Source organism: Bradyrhizobium macuxiense (assembly GCF_007993935.1).
Classification (GTDB): Bacteria; Pseudomonadota; Alphaproteobacteria; order Rhizobiales; family Xanthobacteraceae; genus Bradyrhizobium; species Bradyrhizobium macuxiense_A.
The window spans coordinates 294,350-311,499 of record NZ_VITY01000003.1 but is presented as its reverse complement, the minus strand read 5'-3'; the positions used below and the strand labels follow the sequence as shown (position 1 = coordinate 311,499).

The window sequence follows — 17,150 nt, the reverse complement described above, 5'->3', positions numbered from 1 at the left end:
CGATGGCGCAGGATCACAATCAGGACCAGCCGCTCCGCATCCTGCATGTCGTCCGTGCCCCGGTCGGCGGCATCATCCGTCACATCCTCGACGTCGCCAACGGCCAGATCGAGCGCGGCCACCATGTCGGAATCGTCGCCGACAGCCTGACCGGCGGCACGCGTGCCGACGCGGTGCTCGCCGAGATCGAGCCGCGTCTCAAGCTCGGCGTCCACCGGGTCGCGATCCGCCGCGAACCGCGCTTCGCCGACTTCATGGTCTGGGCACATATCGTCGGCTTGATCCGCAAGCTGAAACCCGATGTCGTGCACGGCCATGGCGCCAAGGCCGGCGCCTATGTCCGCCTGCGCCGGCGCTCCAACAAGGTGATCCGGGTCTACACGCCGCATGGCGGCTCGCTGCACTACCCGCTCGACACCTGGAAGGGCCGCTTCTACAGCCAGCTCGAGCGCACGCTGATGAACAGCACCGACCTGTTCCTGTTCGAGAGCGCATTCGCGCGCGACACCTATCAGCGCACCGTCGGCACGCCCTCAGGCCTCGTCCGCTGCGTCTTCAACGGCGTCACCTCCGAGGAATTCGAACCGGTTGCCAAGGCCGATGACGCCACTGACGTCGCCTATGTCGGCGAATTCCGCCGCATCAAGGGTGCCGACCTCCTGATCGACGCGGTCGCCAAGTTGCGCGCCGACGGCAAGCCGGTGACGCTGACGCTCGGCGGCGATGGCGAGGAGTTCGAGCGGCTCAAGGAGCAGGTGAAGCGGCTGTCGCTCGCCGATGCCGTTCGCTTCATCGGCCACGTCAAGGCGCGCTTCGGTTTCTCCAAGGGCAGCCTGCTGGTGGTTCCCTCGCGCGGCGATTCGATGCCCTATGTGGTGATCGAGGCGGGTGCAGCGGGAATTCCGATGATCGCCGCCAATGTCGGCGGCATCCCGGAGATCTTCGATACCCACACCGACGCCCTGTTCGCGCCCAGCAATGCCGCTGCGATGGCTGATGCAATCAAGGCGGCGCTCGACAATCCCGCCGCGACCGCGACGCGCGCGCAAAAACTGCGCGAGCGGATTTCCGAACATTTCTCGCAGAGCGCGATGGTCGAGGGCGTGCTGGCCGGCTATCGCGATGCATTTGCCAAACGTTAACCATTTCTTGCACACGTAACCGTTTCTTCCGATTTGTCCCCTTAAGTCACGTCCGGGGGAATTTCGCTGCTGCGCGCGGATGCCCATCTGCAGGCGCAGGAATGGACGTGGACTCGTGGAACCGTTTAACGCACGCTCGATGCTGGATGCGGCTACGTCTGCGACGGCCGCTCAGCCGCAGGTCGAACGCCGCCGCCGCCTGTCGCCGGCCGCGCTCGCCGTCACCAATCAGAAGGTTCGCGGCGCCTACTCGCCGGTCGTGATCGCCGGCGTGGTTCGCCTCGCCGATTTCGTGCTGCTCAGCCTGGTCGGCGTCGGGCTCTATTTGGCTTATGTCAGGCCGCTCGCCGGCGGCGGCATCCATTGGGGATACATCGCATCGATCCTCGGCATGTCTGCAGCAGCCGTGGTCTGCTTTCAGTCCGCCGACATCTACCAGGTGCAGATCTTCCGCGGCCAGCTTCGCCAGATGACGCGGATGATCTCGTCATGGGCCTTCGTGTTCCTGCTGTTCATCGGCATCTCCTTCCTGGTCAAGCTCGGCGGCGAGGTGTCGCGGGTCTGGCTGTCGTCGTTCTTCTGCGTCGGCCTTGCGGTCCTGATCGCCGAACGGCTGGCGCTGCGCTCGATGGTGCGGGCCTGGGCACATGACGGCCGGCTCGACCGCCGTACCATCATCGTCGGCGCCGACCAGAACGGCGAGAAGCTGATCGAGGCGCTGAACGCCGACGACGACACCGACATCCACGTGCTCGGCGTGTTCGACGACCGCAATGACGCTCGCGCGATGGAGACCTGCGCCGGCTCGCCGAAACTCGGCAAGGTCGACGACATCGTCGAGTTCGCCCGCCGCACCCGCGTCGACCTCGTGCTGTTCGCGCTGCCGATCTCGGCCGAGACCCGCATCCTGGAAATGCTGAAGAAGCTCTGGGTGCTGCCGGTCGACATCCGCCTGTCGGCCCATACCAACAAGCTGCGTTTCCGGCCCCGCTCCTATTCCTATGTCGGCAAGGTGCCGACGCTTGACGTGTTCGAGGCGCCGATCACCGACTGGGATCTGGTGCTGAAATGGCTGTTCGACCGCGTGGTCGGCGGCCTCGCGCTGCTTGCGGCGCTCCCGGTGCTGGGACTGGTGGCAGTCGCGGTGAAGCTCGACAGCCCCGGCCCGGTGCTGTTCCGCCAGAAGCGCTTCGGCTTCAACAATGAGCGGATCGACGTCTACAAGTTCCGCTCGCTCTACCACCATCAGGCCGATCCGACCGCCTCCAAGGTCGTGACCAAGAACGATCCGCGCGTCACCCGCGTCGGCCGCTTCATCCGCAAGACCTCGCTCGACGAATTGCCGCAGCTGTTCAATGTCGTACTGAAGGGCAATCTCTCGCTGGTCGGCCCGCGCCCGCACGCCGTGCAGAGCAAGCTGGAGAACCGCCTGTTCGACGAAGCCGTCGACGGCTACTTCGCGCGCCACCGCGTCAAGCCCGGCATCACCGGCTGGGCGCAGATCAACGGCTGGCGCGGCGAGGTCGACACCGACGAGAAGATCCAGAAGCGCGTCGAATACGACCTCTATTACATCGAGAACTGGTCGGTGCTGTTCGACCTCTACATCCTGCTCAAGACCCCGTTCTCGCTGATTACAAAGAACGAGAACGCGTACTGAGATTGGCGAGAATCGGACCGCGCGTCATTGCGAGCGCAGCGAAGCAATCCACGCTGCAGCTCGGGGATAGATGGATTGCTTCGTCGCTTCGCTTCTCGCAATGACGGAGAAGGACGGAGCCAGTGTTTGTACCGAGTTGCGTGAGTATCCGATGGCCTATGCGGCGACAGCCGGGACGTCCCAATCGCTGACATCGGCGCCGCCGGGCGTGCTGGCGCTGCAGCGGGCGCTGGTATGGCTGGCCGGTGCGTCGATCGCCATCGTGTTCATCGAGCCGAGCCCGTATGAGCTCGTCACCTTGACCGCCTGCGTGTTGTTCTTCGCCACGGGCCTGCGCATGCAGCTTGTGTTCATGCCGCTGCTGTTCGCGCTGATCGTGCTCAATGTCGGCTACAGCGTCGGCGCGGTGCCGTTCCTCGACAAGCCGGAGGTGGTGAACTGGGTCCTCACCTCCTGGTACATGGCCGTCACCGTCGTCTTCTTCGCGATGGTGATGTCGGAGGACACCGAGGCGCGGCTCAACATGCTGCGCCGCGGGCTTATCGTCGGTGCGATGATCGCCTCGCTCGCCGGCATCGCCGGCTACTTCCATCTGGTGCCCGGCGGCTACGACCTGCTGACGCTGTATGATCGGGCCCGCGGCACCTTCAAGGATCCGAACGTGCTCGGCGCGTTCCTGATCCTGCCCGCGCTGTTCACGCTGCAAAGCGTGGTCTCCGACCGCTTCGGCAAGGCGTTCCGCAACGCCATCGCCTTCGGCATCATCTCGCTGGCGATCCTGCTGTCGTTCTCCCGCGCCGCCTGGGGCGGCTTCGTGATCACCGCGGCGTTCATGCTGGCGCTGATGGTGTTCACCAGCCGCTCGCAGGCGCAGCGTTCGCGCATCATCGTGATGACCTTGATCGCCGCGATCCTGGCCGTTGCGCTGATCGCGGTGCTGCTGTCGATCGGCACGGTCGCCGACATGTTCAAGCAGCGCGCGAGCTTCGACCAGAGCTACGATGAAGGCCGCTTCGGCCGGTTCGGCCGCCACATCCTCGGCGCCCAGATGGCACTGGAATTGCCGTTCGGCATCGGCCCGCTCCAGTTCCATACCTATTTCCCCGAGGACACCCACAACTCCTTCCTCAACGCCTTTATGTCGGGCGGCTGGATCTCGGGCATCTGCTATCCGGCGCTGGTGTTCGTCAGCGCGATCATCGGATTCCGCTACATCTACATGCGGGTGCCGTGGCAGCGCGACTATCTGGCGATCTTCTCGGCCTTCCTCGGCATCGCCGGCGAGAGCTTCATCATCGATACCGACCATTGGCGGCATTTCTGGATGATGCTGGGCACGATGTGGGGCATGTACGCGGCGGCCGAGCGCCACCGCGCGACATCGCTCGGGGTCAGCGACGAGGCTTCGGCGGCATCTTGAGCTGGGCGCGCTGCTCGGGCGGCGTGTCGATCACGCTCTTCAGCGCGGCGGTCGCCTCCAGCACCCCCTTGTAGCCGTCATTGGCGAAGCGCAGCAGCAGCCGCAACTCGTCTTCGGTGTAGCCGCTCCAGACCTTGAGCATCGCCTCCTGCATCGGCACGTAGAATTTGCCGATCTCGGCGGCCTTTTCCTCGATCACCGAGATGAAGACCTTGCGGCGGTCGCTCTCGTCCCGCTCGCGGCGCACATATCCCGCCTTCTCCATCCGATCCACCACGCCCGTGATGGCGCCCGTGGTCAGCCCGGTCACCTCGGCAAGGCGGCCGGCGGTCACCCGCCCCTCGAGCAGCAGGATGTCCATGCATTCCATGTCGGAATTGGCGATTCCGGCAACTTCCGCAACTGCTTGGCCGTACATCACACCCTGCGCGGATGACCGGCGCATCGCCTCCTCGAGTTCCTGCATCAGCGCTTCGCGCGACTTCGCACTTGACAAAGCTACTCCTATATCTTACTCGCCTAATATCTTATATGCTAAGATAATTAGCAACTAACCTTTCGTAGCCCACACGGATGCATGGAGCAAGGCATGACGAAACGTCCCCGTAAAGCTCTGATCATTGGCGCCGGCATCGCAGGTCCGGTGACCGCGATGTTCCTGACCCGCGCCGGCATCGAGGCCGAACTCTATGAAGCCTGGCCCTATTCCATCGGGATCGGCGGCGGCCTGCAGATCGCGCCCAACGGCATGCATGTGCTGGCGGAGCTCGGCCTCGCCGACGAACTGATCCGCAACGGCTCGATCGCGGAATCGTTCGACTTCTATTCGCAGAGCGGCAAGAAGCTCGGCTCGCTCAACCAGAACATGCAGCAGCGCTTCGGCCAGCCCGCGGTGAACATGTGCCGCGCGACGTTGAACGAGACGCTGATCGACAAGGCGTGGGGCTCCAACGTCTCGGTGTTCTTCGAGAAGAAGCTGGTGAAGATCGAAGATCGCGGCGACCAGCCGGTCATCGCCTATTTCAACGACGGCACCACCGCCGAGGGCGATTTCGTGATCGGCGCCGACGGCGTGCACTCGGCGGTGCGGCGTCACGTCATCCCTGACGGCCCGACGCCGTTCGACACCGGGCTGATCGGTTTCGGCGGATTCGTGCCACGCGCCATGTTCGAGCGCCTCTCGATCGGCCAGAAGGTGGAGACCACGTTCGGGCAAAGCGGGTTCTTCGGCTACGGCCTGTGCAGCCCCGATCCGAACACCGGCGGGATGTGGTGGAGCACGCAGCCGTCGCACGGCATGACCGCGGCGGCGTATCGCCTGCAAAGCCAGGACGCCATCAGACAGCATCTGCGCGAATTCCACGCCGGCTGGCACGCGCCGATCCCCGACATCATCGAGGCCGCCGACAACATCGTGGTCACCGACACGCTCGACGTCGCGACGCTGCCGACCTGGTCGCGCAAGCGGACGCTGCTGATCGGCGATGCCGCGCACGCGACCAGCCCACATGCCGGCCAGGGCGCATCGCTCGCGCTGGAAGACGCGCTGCGGCTCGGCATCCTGATGCGCGACGGCCAGGAGCTCGGCCTGACATTCCAGGCCTTCGAGCACGAGCGGCGCCCGCGCGCCGAGAAGATCGTCGCGATCGCCCGCCGCAACGGCAACAGCAAGCGCGAGTTCAGCGCGACCGGCGCCTGGCTGCGCGATCACATGCTGAAGCTGCTGCTGCCGGTGTCGTCCAAGGGCATGGACTTCATGTACGCGTATAATCCGCGGGCGGCATAGGGCCTTCTCCCTCTCCCCGCTCTTGCGGGGAGAGGGTTGGGGTGAGGGGCTCTTTCCACGAGCAATGCAATTGGACGGACCTGTACCCCCTCACCCGGATCGCATCTGCGATGCGATCCGACCTCTCCCCGCAAGCGGGGCGAGGTAAGAAAGCTACTTCTCGACTTCAAACGTCAGCCCGGCGTGATCGACCAGGCGCTTGATCAGCTTACCCTGCATCGCGGCTCCCGGCGTCCAGAAGCCGGGGGCGACGTCGGGCGTGTCGCGCAACAGGCAGATCGCGCATTCCGAAATCATCTTCGAGGTCGAGCCGTAGCCGGGATCGCGATCGCCCTTGATGCCGGCGCGGACCATGCGGCCGTCGGGCGCGACCGCGAGATAGAGCAGATCGTAGCGGCCGTTCTCGCGCTCTTCCTTTGACGGCCCCTCGCCCGGCTTCGGTGCGCTGGGACCAGTCTTCTCGGAATTCAGCGCCATCACCTTCTTTGCATTGGCCTCGCCCTTCTCGCCCGGGCCGGTCAGGACCATCTCGTCGTAGATGAAGTCCTTCCCGTACGGAAAGCCCATCAGCATGTTGGAGCGGTGGACGTTGCGCGTGTTGATCAGCGCCATCATGAACGGCGCAGTCCAGGATTGCAGATCCTCCTCGTAGGCCGGCTTGCTGCCGCGCGGCTGCTTCGCACCCTCGAAGCCCGGCGTCAGCGCGAAGGGATTGTTGAGGATTGCGACCAGGCTCAAGTCCTTGGCGACCGCATCGAAGGTTGCCTTGGCGCTCGCGGCCGTGCCGCCGGACAGCGTGCCGCGCATGTCGCGCACGCGGCCCTTGACGCGCGCGGCGGGCGCACCGAACACGCGCTTGGCTTCCTCCTGCACGAAGAACGCGCCGAGCTCGAACGGCACCGAGTCGAAGCCGCAGGAGAACACGATGCGCGCGCCGCTGGCCTTTGCCGCGGCTTCATGCTTGTCGATCATCTGGCGCATCCAGACCGGCTCGCCGCAAAGATCGAAATAGTCAGTGCCGCTTTCCACGCAGGCGGCGATCAGCTCGTTGCCATAGAGCTGATACGGGCCAACCGTCGAAATGACAGATTTGGTCTGCGCCAGCATCGCCTTCAGCGATGCGGCGTCGCTGGCATCGGCGAGGATCAAGGGCGTGTCGGCGGGCGCGCCGATCGCATCGCGAACCGAGGCAAGCTTGTCCTTGCTGCGCCCGGCCATCGCCCATTTCAGGCTGCCGTCGCGATAATGCGCCGCGAGATATTCGGCGACGAGCTGGCCGGTGAAGCCGGTCGCACCGTAGACGACGATGTCGAGTTTCGACGAGGACATGGATCAGGCTCCCACACAACGAAATTGCCCCGTTTTGTCATTGCGAGCGCGGCGAAGCAATCCATTTCACCGCGTGTGCGGAGCGATGGATTGCGTCGTCGCTCCGCTCCTCGCAATGACGGAAGATGCCCCTACTTCTTGTAAGACACCCCCATGCCGGCGCGTACGTCGGCCTGGATCCCATAGGGTGCGATCGGATAGCGCAGGCCGTTCTTGGCGAGCTGCTTCATGCCTGCGATCGCCTTCACCAGATAGGCCGGCGGCAGCGCCATCAGCATCTCCTCGTCGGGCACGCCGCCATAGCGGCGCTCGGCGAAGCACGGCAGCGACAGGCTCGGCTCGCCGGTCTTCAGCGCCCGCCCCCACGAGTCAGCGCAAGCGGTCTCGCCGACCACGCCCCATTCGAACTTCTTGTAGCCGGTATACTGCAGCCCGTTGATCAGGATGATCATCTGCCCCGGCGTTGCATAGACGAGGCAGATGTCCGGCGGGTTGAGACGGCCGCTGGTCAGCGGACTCACCGCCATCGCCTGATACTGACCGTAAGGCACCACGTCGAGCGCCTCCTGGCGCTTGCGCGCGTCTTCGGCCGTGCCGTGCCAGACGCCGACATAGTTCTCGCCGGCCAGCCACTTCTCGTCCTGCGGCGCGAGCCCGATCACCGCGCGGCATTGCGCGCCGACCAGGTCGTCGCCGGTGATGCCGACGGTCCAGCCGAGCCGCGAGGCCATGCTGACGATCTGGTCCGTGGTGTGAACCGCCGACGGACGGCGGATCTTCGGGATCGCCTCCATCTCCTCGACGCGGGCAAACATCTTGATGCCGATGACCGTGGTCTTCAGCCGCAGCAGATTGTTCAGATCGGCGACGATTGCGCCGAGGTCGAACTGTTCCGGCGGTGTCTGCTGTTGCATGGCGTGAACTCCCGTGATCGGCAGCTTGGCGCCGCCTGTTGTGTCGATGTTAGCCGGATTGTCGGGGCGAAGCGACAAGCACGTGACGGCTCAGCGTGCGACCGGTCCCGGCAGCAAATCGTCGGTTTTTCCGGCCAGATGATACGCCAGCAGCCCGATCCACTCCCGTGTGCCGAGATCGGTGCGCGACAGGCCCTCGATCGCAAGCGTCGCGAAGCTCATGACATTGCCGACGCGCCAATCGACCGGATAGGCCTCGACGTTGAATCCCGCCTTGCGGAACAGCCCGATCGAGCGCGGCATGTGATAGGCCGAGGTGACGAGCAGCCAGCGCTCGCCCGACTTGGGATCGACCAACGCCTTGGAGAACTCGGCGTTCTCCACCGTGTTGCGCGAGCGGCGTTCGATGATCAGCCGCGATTTGGCAATCCCGAGACTCTCGAACATCTCGGCGGCATAGTCGGCCTCGCGCGCATCATTCGAGATCAGGTTGGCACTGCCGCCGGTGAACACGAGGCGCGCATTCGGATATCTGCGCGCAAGCGCGGCGGCTGCGATGACGCGATCGGCCGCGCTGCGCACGACAGGTGTGCCATGCGCCACCGACAGATCGGCATCGATCGAACCGCCGAGCACGATGATGCCGTCGGGCGCGCCGCGCGAGGCATCCCATGGCGGGAAGCGCTGCTCCAGCGTTGATATCAGGACATTGCCGAGCGGCGAGAAGCCGCAGATCGCGAGCAGCAGCAGCGAGACAACCATCAACCTGCGGCCGAGACGCGCAAACCGCGTCAGCAGCAGCACGGCGCCGATCACGCCGATCCCGATCAGGAAATTGATCGGCAGCAGCATGATGCCGAGCGTCTTGGAGAGCACAAAAAACAAGGGAAGCCTCTGCGAAGTTCTGCTACAGGGTCATACGCTGCTGGGAAACTAATCAAAAGACGTCACATGACCCATCATCACCTGAAGTCCAGTCCCGAAACCTGCCATTGGGGCTTCTTTGAAGCAAAGCTGAAGCCGGTCCTCACGATCGCGAGCGGCGACGAGGTCACGATCGAGACCGTCAGCGGTGGCGCCGACGTGGTGCCGGACCGAAGCAAATTCCATATCCCGCCGGAGCTCGACGACATCCATGCGAAGAGCGAGCGGATGGTGCCCGGGCACATCCTGACCGGCCCGATCGCAGTGAGCGGCGCCGAGCCCGGCGACGTGCTCGAGGTCGATATTCTCGACGTCCAGCTTCGCCAGGACTGGGGCTACAATCTGATCAAGCCGCTGTCAGGCACCCTGCCCGACGATTTCCACGAGACCCGCATCCTCAATATCCCGCTCGATCGCACGCGCATGGTCGGCCGCATGCCCTGGGGGCTCGATCTGCCGCTGAAGCCGTTCTTCGGCGTGATGGGCGTGTCGCCGCCGCCGGCCTGGGGCCGCATCTCCTCGCTGATCCCGCGCGCGATGGGCGGCAACCTCGACAACAAGGAGCTCGGCGCCGGAGCCAAGCTGTATCTGCCGGTGTTCGTGCCGGGCGCGCTGTTCTCCTGTGGCGACGGCCATGGCGTGCAGGGCGACGGCGAGGTCTGCGTCACCGCGATCGAGACCGCGCTCACCGGCCGCTTCCGCCTGACCTTGCGCAAGGACCTCAAGCTCGCCTACCCGCGCGCAGAGACCGCAGATCACTACATGACCATGGCGATGGATCCCGATCTCGACCAATGCGTGGTGCGGGCGCTGCGCGACATGATCGTGCTGCTCGGCGAGAAGCGGAATCTCTCCCGCGAGGACGCTTACACGCTGTGCAGCCTGGCCGCCGACCTGCGGGTCACCCAGACGGTCAACGGCTCCAAGGGTATTCACTGCATGATCGCCAAATCGGTGGTTCACGGCTGACAGCCGGTCGATAAGCCGCACTTGTGTTCGGCAAGCGCGGCTCGATACAATCTCCGTCCCAACGAAACAAAAATGGACGGGGACGGATATGCTGAAGGACAGGCTTTCGCCGGCCGACGAGGCTGCGCGCGACAAGGAGATGCAGGAGACGCTCGCCGCCTGCCCGCGGATCCTCGATCTCATCGCCCGCGGCCCGCAGGGGGCGCCGGACGCCGAAGCCGCGATCTATTTGCGATCGCCGCTCGATCCCAACCCGGTCGTGATTTCGAACGATCAGCTGATGGGCTCGATCAAGGCGGCCGAAACCTATTTCCGCGGCCAAGGCATCGACAAGGATGATGCGGTGGCGATCCTGCTGCCCGCCTGTCCGGCCAGCATCGTCGCGATCTTCGGCGCCGCCGCCTGCGGCGTCGCCGAGCCGCTTAACCTGCTGTTCACGCGGGAAGCGATCACAGCCCAGCTCAATGCCATCAATGCGAAGCTGCTGATCGCGCCGCCGCCGGGAATGCCGGGCGGGCTCTATGAGCGGGTCGAGGGACTGCAGCGCGAGGTGCCGTCGCTCAAGTGCATCGTGATCGCGCCGCTCGACGGCAGCATTTCCTTCGACGGCGAGGTGCTGCGGCCTGACCCGGCCTGGCGCGACGACTACGGCAAGTCGAGCGACATGAGCGAGGCCGACCGTGTCGCGGTGATGCTGCCGACCGGGGGCACCACCGGTCATCCCAAGGTGGCGCGGCTCACCAACCGCGCGATGGTTGCCTCCACTCTATCCTCGCGGATAGCGCTCGACTTCCACCGTGGCGAACGCGCGATGATCACGATGCCGCTGTTCCATGTCGGCGGCCTGTTCTGCACGACGGCCAATTGCCTGGCGGCCGGCACGACGATCTTCATCCCCGGCCCCGCCGGCGCGCGCGATCCGGCGCTGATCACGCATTTCTGGAAGATCATCGAGAAATACCGCGTCAATATCTCGGGCAACGTGCCGACCACGCTCGGCGCACTGGCCGACATCCCGGTCGCGGACAGCGACATCTCGACCCTGCGCGTCACCGCCACCGGCGCCTCGATCTGCCCGCCGGAAATCGAACGGCGCTATCTCGCGACCTGGGGCGGCGACTGCATCCAGCAGCTCTACGGCATGACCGAGCTTGCCGGCGCCATCACCCATGACGTGCACGGCGTGAAACCACGCGCCGAGAGCGTCGGCACCCGCAATCCGCTGGTCGAGCTCGCCATCCTCGAGGGCGGCAAGCTGCACACCGGGCCGTGGCCCTCGCCGGTCGGCGAGCTCCTGACCAGAGGCCCGCAGGTGTTCGCCGGTTACGTCGACAAGAAGCAGACCGAAGAGGCGTTCCGCGACGGCTGGCTGCGCACCGGCGACATCTGCCGGATCGATGCCGACGGCTTCGTTTACATCATGGGCCGCGCCAAGGACGTCATCATCCGCGGCGGCCACAACATCGACCCGCGCGCGATCGAGGACGCCGCGCTGGCGTTTCCGGGCGTCGCGCTGGCCGCGGCGGTCGGACGTCCCGACAGCTATGCCGGCGAAGTGCCGATGCTGTTCGTCTCGGCGCAGCCCGGCGCGCAGATCGATCCGCAGGCGCTCGCCGCCTTCGTGCAGGACAACATACTGGAGCCGCCGGCGCGGCCACGCGTGGTGTCGGTGATCCCGGAGATGCCGGTCACGCCGGTCGGCAAGATCTTCAAGCCAAAGCTGCGCGAGATCGCCGCCGGCGAGGCCGCGCGCGAGCTGCTGGCGCGGGAAGGACTGTCCGGCGAGGTCAGTGTCGAGGCCATCACCGACCCGTCCCGGGGCCTGTACCTGAGCGTGACCGCGCCTGTGGACAAGGCCGAAACGGCTGAGCGGCTTCTCAAGAAGTTCCCGGTCAAGGTCGAGTTACGCGCCTAACCTATTAATATACTTAAATATTCCAGTCCAAACGCCGCGCCGGAATCGATCTCCGGCGCGGCTGTTCGCATTTTTCGGCCGATGGCTTGACGAACTGCCACATCCCTAAATAGACTCTAAATAGATACTTTTCAGTACGAGCGTTCAGGGTTAAGCGTTTCTTCATGGCTACGGAAAAGGCCGAAACCGACCGCGTCCCGGTCACACTGGCGCTCTCGACCATTGGTTACCTCGAGAAGCTGGTGAGACAGGGCACCCACGGTACGAGCGTCCCGGGCGTCGCACGGACACTGATCGAGGAAGGCATTCGACTCGCCATCAAGGACGGGTTGCTTGCAATCCGCGACAACGGTCGCGCGCCCTGACGGCGCACGCGTCGACGCGGCGGTTCAACACAGAACGTGGAACCGTCAGATGATTGCGATCGAACCAACCTGGACGCCGGAGCGCGTCGACCAACTCAAGATCTACTTTGAAGCCGGCCTCTCCTGCCGCGACATCGCCGTCAATATCGGCGTCAGCCGTAATGCGGTGATCGGCAAGCTGTCGCGGCTGAACCTCGTGCGCACGACGCCAGACGAACGCCGCGCGCGGCGGAAGAAAGCCACCGCGCACACCGCGCAACGGGCGACCGCGAAGCAGCAGCTCCAGCTGCTACGGGCGGTCTACGAGCGGGAGCCCGACGATGCGCCTGTTGTCAGCGTCAACAGCTGCTCGCTGTTCGAATTGAGCGAGCAGCGCTGCCGCTGGCCGATCAGCAGCCCGGGCGCCGATGATTTCTGCTTCTGCGGCAACACCCCGCTCGGCGGCATGCCCTATTGCTCAGGGCATTACCGCCTCGCCTATCAGACAGGGTCCCGCCAGCGCGCGATGCGCGGGTAGCTTGGTAGCAACACTGGAAGCGCCGATCCCGTCATCCCGAGGCGGCCGCAACGCGGCCGTCTCGAAGGATCGACGGCCGCTAGCCGGGCCGTGCATGCTTCGAGACGCGCGTTCCGCGCTCCTCCAGCGACAACGGCGCCGTTGCGCGGGCATGACGGGTCCTGCGTGATCAGCCGACCTTCCAGCCGGTCGCCGCCACGAGGTCCTGATAGAACTCAGGCGTGTAGGCCTGCTCCGGCGTGTTGCGCACACGCTCGTCGAGCATATGCGCATCGTCGCCGACCAGGATGCGCCAGCGATCCGCCTTGACGCCGTCGAGGATGATCTTGGCGGCGGCGGCGGCCGAGGTCGGCGCCTCGTCGTGGAAGATGCGGGCACGATCGAGCGCGAGCTGCTGGATATCGGCATCCGACATCTTGGCGACGTCGATGCCCTGCCCTTGCAGACGCTGGCGAGCCTGCTTGAGCTCGTCGGGATTGAGCTGCTCGGAGCCGTTCTGCACCTTACGCGAGTTCGACACGATCGAAGTGCCGATGTGACCAGGCATCACCACCGAGCATTTGACATGCGGCGCGTTGAGGCGGAGATCGTTGATCATCGCCTCGGTGAATCCCTTCACCGCGAATTTCGCCGCGCTGTAGGCGGTGTGCGACACGCCGAGGCCGACCGAGGCCCAGAAGCCGTTGACGCTCGACGTGTTGACGATGTGCGCCTCATCGGCCTTCACCAGCAGCGGGAGGAAGGTGCGGACCCCGAGATAGACGCCGCCCCAGCAGATGTTGAAGGTGCGCTCCCACTGCTCGCGGGTGTTGGTGAACAGGCTGCCGCCACCGCCGATGCCGGCGTTGTTGAACAGCAAGTGGATCTTGTCGGTCGCCTGCTGCTCGATCAGCTCGTCGCGGAAGCGCTTGTAGTGATCCTCGATCGAGACGTCGGCAATGTGGGTGGTGATGCGCAGGCCCTGCGGCAGCTTCTCGACCTCGCAGAGCCGCTTGGTCTCGGCCATCGCCTCGGCCGAGACGTCGCACATCGCGACATTGCATCCCTCGGCAACGAGCTGCCGTGCGAGCTCACGCCCCATGCCCGTGCCGCCACCCGTGATGACGGCAATCTTTCCGGCGAAATCCTTCATGAGAGATCCGTTCCTTCCCTGCTTTTTCTTGCTTTCGGCTGGAGCGCGGATCGCAGTCCCGGCCGTTTGACTGCGGCACTGTACATCACCGAATTATCGCCCAGCAACGGCGCCCGCTGCTCACGCGCAGTTGAGCCGCGTGTGGCAGATCGAGGCAGAGGATGACGTAACGAAATCATTCCGCGTTGCGAACAATCTGACATCGACAACCGGAGACGATCATGCACATCGTGAACAGATTGGTCGCGACGACGCTGATGGCGATCGCGGCCGGAATTTCCAATGCAGCCGCGGCCGCCGAGCTCACGCCGCCGAAGCCGCGCAACGGCATCTGCGCCGACCGCTCGCGCTGATCAGATCAGACCAGCGCTGCAGCGGTCTGGCGCAACACGCCCTCGCCGTGGGCAGGCTTTGACCTGATCGAGATCACGCCGCCTGAAGACCTGGTCGCGCAGCGCGTGGCGCCACGAATGATCGGCTCAACTCCCGGGATTGATCTGCGCTATTCGGCGGTTTCGATCCGCACCGGCGCGCGCCGGCGCAGGACGGCGGTGCCGGCGCTCACGACGAGCTTGAGCAGACCGCGCCACGAGAAGTCGATGACCACCTCATGGTGCCGCAATCCCTTGCCGCCCTTCACCAGCCCGAGATCCCGGATCAGGCAGTAATGGCCGCTGCTCATCCGAGCCAGACGGCTGTTCTTGAAGCGTCCCATGAATGACGAGAATGCACTGCGGACCGATTCCGTCAAATCTTGACGGCGTCGAATCGACGCGGCGGGCGGCACCACGCGCATCGCGATCTCCAGCGCCGGTTTCGTGGCCATGAATCAAAAACCTCCGGCAGGGCATTGCCGGAGGTTTGGGAGGCTTAGCATAAGCTAAGAGCCATCATTCAATGTGTTGGCCTCGGTGTATATAGTTTAGTAGATCAGCTAAGTAAATAAGTTTGCCGCCGATGAATCGCATGGCTCGTCTTCGTTCTTCGCGTAGACCGAAATGTCGCAGCCAATCGTCCACGACCACCTATTCCGGTCCAAGAAAAAACCCCGGCAGTTGCCTGCCGGGGTTCTGTTCGATCGTGATCAGATCAACCGGTATTACCAGTTGCGCTGAGCGCGGAAGAGCATCTGGACAGTGTTCTGATCCTTCAGCTCGTAGACCGCCGAGGGCTTGCCGACCGAGGCAGCCGACGTGGTGATCGTGCCGGCATACTTCTGATCGAGATTGATGTAGGTCACGTCGGCCGAGAAGGTCAGGTTCTTGACCGGGGTCCAACGCGTGATCACGCCGATCTGCGCGATGTTGTAGTCGGGGTTGCAGCTGGTCACGCCAGCGCCGCCGGCGAAGGCAGCGCGGAAGGTACCGCCGACACCACCAACGCCGCAGATGAGGGCCTTGGACGTGTCGTTGTACATGATCGCAGCGTAAGCACCGTACAAGCTGGTGTTCCAGTAGGGATCCCAGTTGTGGGTGTACGCACCGCGCATACCCCAGGTCTTGACGGTCTGCTGCTGGCCGCCGGGGCCGAACACCGTGTCAGGCGCAGTGCCGAAGCCGACGCTGCCATAAACGCCCGGGAGGCCCGAACCGCCGTAGATGGCGACCGAGCTGAACTGGCTGGCCAGTTCCTGGATATTGTAACGGGTCGCACCGTCGGTGTAGACGCCCTGGATGTTGATGGTGTCGCCGGGTCCGGTCGGGATGTTCTTGATCGACAGGGCCAGTGCACCAGCCCAACCCCACTTGTCGTCCGGATGACCGGTGTTCTCAGTGGCGCCGTAGTAGGCTGCGTGGTTGTCATGCGCCGCGATCGACGCCTGGAAGATACCCCAAGCCTGGTCGACCTTGAGCGAAGCGACGAAGTCCGGCGCGATGGTGCCGGCATAGTCGCTGGAGCCGTAAGCGCCGGCAACCGACAGGTTGTTCACGCCAGCCTGCATGTAGGCAACCTGGTCCTGCGCCGACAGGGCGAGCGACACGCCGTTGCCGAACTGCGCGGTGTAGGTGAACTGGTTGATGCCGTTGGTGGTGCTCACGCCACCGACGAGACCGTCGTAGTTGTTGCCCGGATAGCCGTTCCACGGAGCGGCGAACTGCGAGACCGCCTTACCCATGGTGAAGCCAGCGAACTGGATGAAGGCGTAGTAGACGCCGACCGAACCGGCAGCGACGTTGCCCGAACCAGCGTTGTTCGGCGCAGACGACGTGCCGATCGGCGAGTAGATCGTCGAACCGGCAGCCGAGCCCGGACCGTAGCTGTCCGAGGTCCAGGTGAACACCGCGTCGAAGTAGGTGCGGACCACGCCGTACTCGGTCGCGGTGCGGGTGTCGATGTTGAGGTCTTCACGCGAACGCCAGGTGTAGCCGTTGGTGAAGCGGTTGTTCGCACCGCTGGCGCCGTTGACGTTCGGGCCGTAGACGCTGTTGCCGTTCACAACGACGTCGGCACGAACGAAGCCGCCCAGCTTGATGCAGGTATCGGTGCCGGGGATGTAGTAGAAGCCCGGACCATAAAGGGAGCAAACCTTCACGTATTCGACCGCTTTGGCCTTAACGGGAAGATCGGCCGCCTGTGCCCCGCCGACCGCGACCAGCGCGGCGGCCGAGCCCAGAATAAGGCTCTTCGCCAATGTCATATTAAACCTCCAAGTTGCTCATATGCGTAGAGTCCGGGTCGCGAGCGCCCCGTGATCCTCCCGCATTGTCCAAGACCGTTTTCCCCAAACCCCGCACCCGCAGATCAATCTCTGGAGTGCGGCGGACTTGAACGATCACCGCAACGGGACGATCGAGATTCCCCTACCGCCGGGTTCAATATGCATTGGCACGTTCGCCAAACAAAATAGTTTATAAAGTCAGGAATGCGAATGCGGCCACACTGTGTCCCGCCAGCAACGCTCGATGTAACCACCTCACGCACATGGGCAAATTTGTCGCACCCCAAATAGCCCAATCGTCACATACGCATCATAATTGCTTTACGTTCACTTGCCTTCCTGAGCGACTTACTAGAAAAAACGTCCCGTCGACGCGGGAAACAAGAAATAAATCAGCACAAAGCTGAGTCGGCACCTA

16 protein-coding genes are annotated in these 17,150 nt (G+C 64.3%); 9 read left to right on the top strand and 7 right to left on the bottom strand.

Annotated elements, in window-relative coordinates; all coding sequences use genetic code 11:
• The first annotated feature begins 2 nt into the window (after positions 1–2).
• The 3 genes from FBZ93_RS09395 to FBZ93_RS09385 all read left to right on the top strand — a co-directional run bounded on the left by FBZ93_RS09395 (position 3) and on the right by FBZ93_RS09385 (position 4,222).
• Positions 3–1,142, top strand: coding sequence for a glycosyltransferase family 4 protein (locus FBZ93_RS09395; RefSeq protein ID WP_146985636.1), 1,140 nt, complete (start codon positions 3–5; stop codon positions 1,140–1,142).
• Positions 1,143–1,257: 115 nt separating this feature from the next.
• Positions 1,258–2,802, top strand: coding sequence for an undecaprenyl-phosphate glucose phosphotransferase (locus FBZ93_RS09390; protein ID WP_146985635.1), 1,545 nt, complete (start codon positions 1,258–1,260; stop codon positions 2,800–2,802).
• 151 nt (positions 2,803–2,953) lie between these two features.
• On the top strand, positions 2,954–4,222 hold the full coding sequence (locus FBZ93_RS09385) for an O-antigen ligase family protein (RefSeq protein WP_146985634.1): 1,269 nt from the start codon (positions 2,954–2,956) through the stop codon (positions 4,220–4,222).
• On the opposite strand, the gene FBZ93_RS09380 is transcribed toward FBZ93_RS09385, so the two are convergent.
• Entirely contained in the window at positions 4,194–4,688 is a 495-nt protein-coding gene (locus tag FBZ93_RS09380; protein WP_208763992.1) for a MarR family winged helix-turn-helix transcriptional regulator, read from the bottom strand. The two genes, FBZ93_RS09385 and FBZ93_RS09380, sit on opposite strands and share 29 nt — an antisense overlap.
• Before the next feature lie 123 nt (positions 4,689–4,811).
• Between FBZ93_RS09380 and FBZ93_RS09375 the strand changes: the two genes are divergently transcribed.
• Positions 4,812–6,008 carry an FAD-dependent oxidoreductase gene (locus tag FBZ93_RS09375; RefSeq protein ID WP_146985632.1) on the top strand — a complete coding sequence of 399 codons (1,197 nt, stop codon included), beginning with the start codon at positions 4,812–4,814 and terminating at the stop codon, positions 6,006–6,008.
• 153 nt (positions 6,009–6,161) lie between these two features.
• On the opposite strand, the gene FBZ93_RS09365 is transcribed toward FBZ93_RS09375, so the two are convergent.
• The 3 genes from FBZ93_RS09365 to FBZ93_RS09355 form a co-directional block, all read right to left on the bottom strand.
• Positions 6,162–7,337: a saccharopine dehydrogenase family protein gene (locus FBZ93_RS09365; protein WP_146985630.1), complete on the bottom strand. Its 1,176-nt coding sequence runs from the start codon at positions 7,335–7,337 to the stop codon at positions 6,162–6,164.
• A 131-nt stretch (positions 7,338–7,468) separates the two neighbouring features.
• Positions 7,469–8,251, bottom strand: a complete 783-nt coding sequence (locus tag FBZ93_RS09360; RefSeq protein WP_146985629.1) for a DUF169 domain-containing protein — start codon at positions 8,249–8,251, stop codon at positions 7,469–7,471.
• A 90-nt stretch (positions 8,252–8,341) separates the two neighbouring features.
• The gene (locus tag FBZ93_RS09355; protein ID WP_146985628.1) at positions 8,342–9,136 is read right to left on the bottom strand and encodes a YdcF family protein; all 795 of its coding nucleotides are present in this window, start codon (positions 9,134–9,136) and stop codon (positions 8,342–8,344) included.
• Between the two features lie 66 nt (positions 9,137–9,202).
• On the opposite strand from FBZ93_RS09355, the gene FBZ93_RS09350 reads away from it, so the two are divergent.
• The 4 genes from FBZ93_RS09350 (at position 9,203) to FBZ93_RS09335 (ending at position 12,941) form a co-directional block, all read left to right on the top strand.
• A complete protein-coding gene (locus FBZ93_RS09350) occupies positions 9,203–10,144 on the top strand; it encodes an acetamidase/formamidase family protein (RefSeq protein WP_146985627.1) in 942 nt (313 codons plus the stop codon).
• Between the two features lie 88 nt (positions 10,145–10,232).
• Complete coding sequence (locus tag FBZ93_RS09345; RefSeq protein WP_146985626.1) at positions 10,233–12,059, top strand: AMP-binding protein; 1,827 nt, start codon at positions 10,233–10,235, stop codon at positions 12,057–12,059.
• A gap of 164 nt (positions 12,060–12,223) precedes the next feature.
• A complete protein-coding gene (locus FBZ93_RS09340; protein WP_066514059.1) occupies positions 12,224–12,424 on the top strand; it encodes a hypothetical protein in 201 nt (66 codons plus the stop codon).
• 49 nt (positions 12,425–12,473) lie between these two features.
• Positions 12,474–12,941, top strand: coding sequence for a GcrA family cell cycle regulator (locus FBZ93_RS09335; RefSeq protein WP_146985625.1), 468 nt, complete (start codon positions 12,474–12,476; stop codon positions 12,939–12,941).
• A gap of 169 nt (positions 12,942–13,110) precedes the next feature.
• On the opposite strand, the gene FBZ93_RS09330 is transcribed toward FBZ93_RS09335, so the two are convergent.
• Positions 13,111–14,073 (bottom strand): SDR family oxidoreductase, encoded by a 963-nt coding sequence (locus FBZ93_RS09330; RefSeq protein WP_146985624.1) that lies wholly within the window; start codon positions 14,071–14,073, stop codon positions 13,111–13,113.
• A 221-nt stretch (positions 14,074–14,294) separates the two neighbouring features.
• Here FBZ93_RS09330 and FBZ93_RS41730 point away from each other — a divergent pair, with 221 nt between their 5' ends.
• Positions 14,295–14,426 carry a hypothetical protein gene (locus FBZ93_RS41730; protein WP_283810817.1) on the top strand — a complete coding sequence of 44 codons (132 nt, stop codon included), beginning with the start codon at positions 14,295–14,297 and terminating at the stop codon, positions 14,424–14,426.
• A 149-nt stretch (positions 14,427–14,575) separates the two neighbouring features.
• Here the strand turns inward: FBZ93_RS41730 and FBZ93_RS41910 are convergent, their stop codons facing one another.
• Positions 14,576–14,755, bottom strand: coding sequence for a hypothetical protein (locus tag FBZ93_RS41910; protein ID WP_146986005.1), 180 nt, complete (start codon positions 14,753–14,755; stop codon positions 14,576–14,578).
• 417 nt (positions 14,756–15,172) lie between these two features.
• Positions 15,173–16,711: a porin gene (locus FBZ93_RS09320; protein WP_146985623.1), complete on the bottom strand. Its 1,539-nt coding sequence runs from the start codon at positions 16,709–16,711 to the stop codon at positions 15,173–15,175.
• Positions 16,712–17,150: the final 439 nt, after the last annotated feature.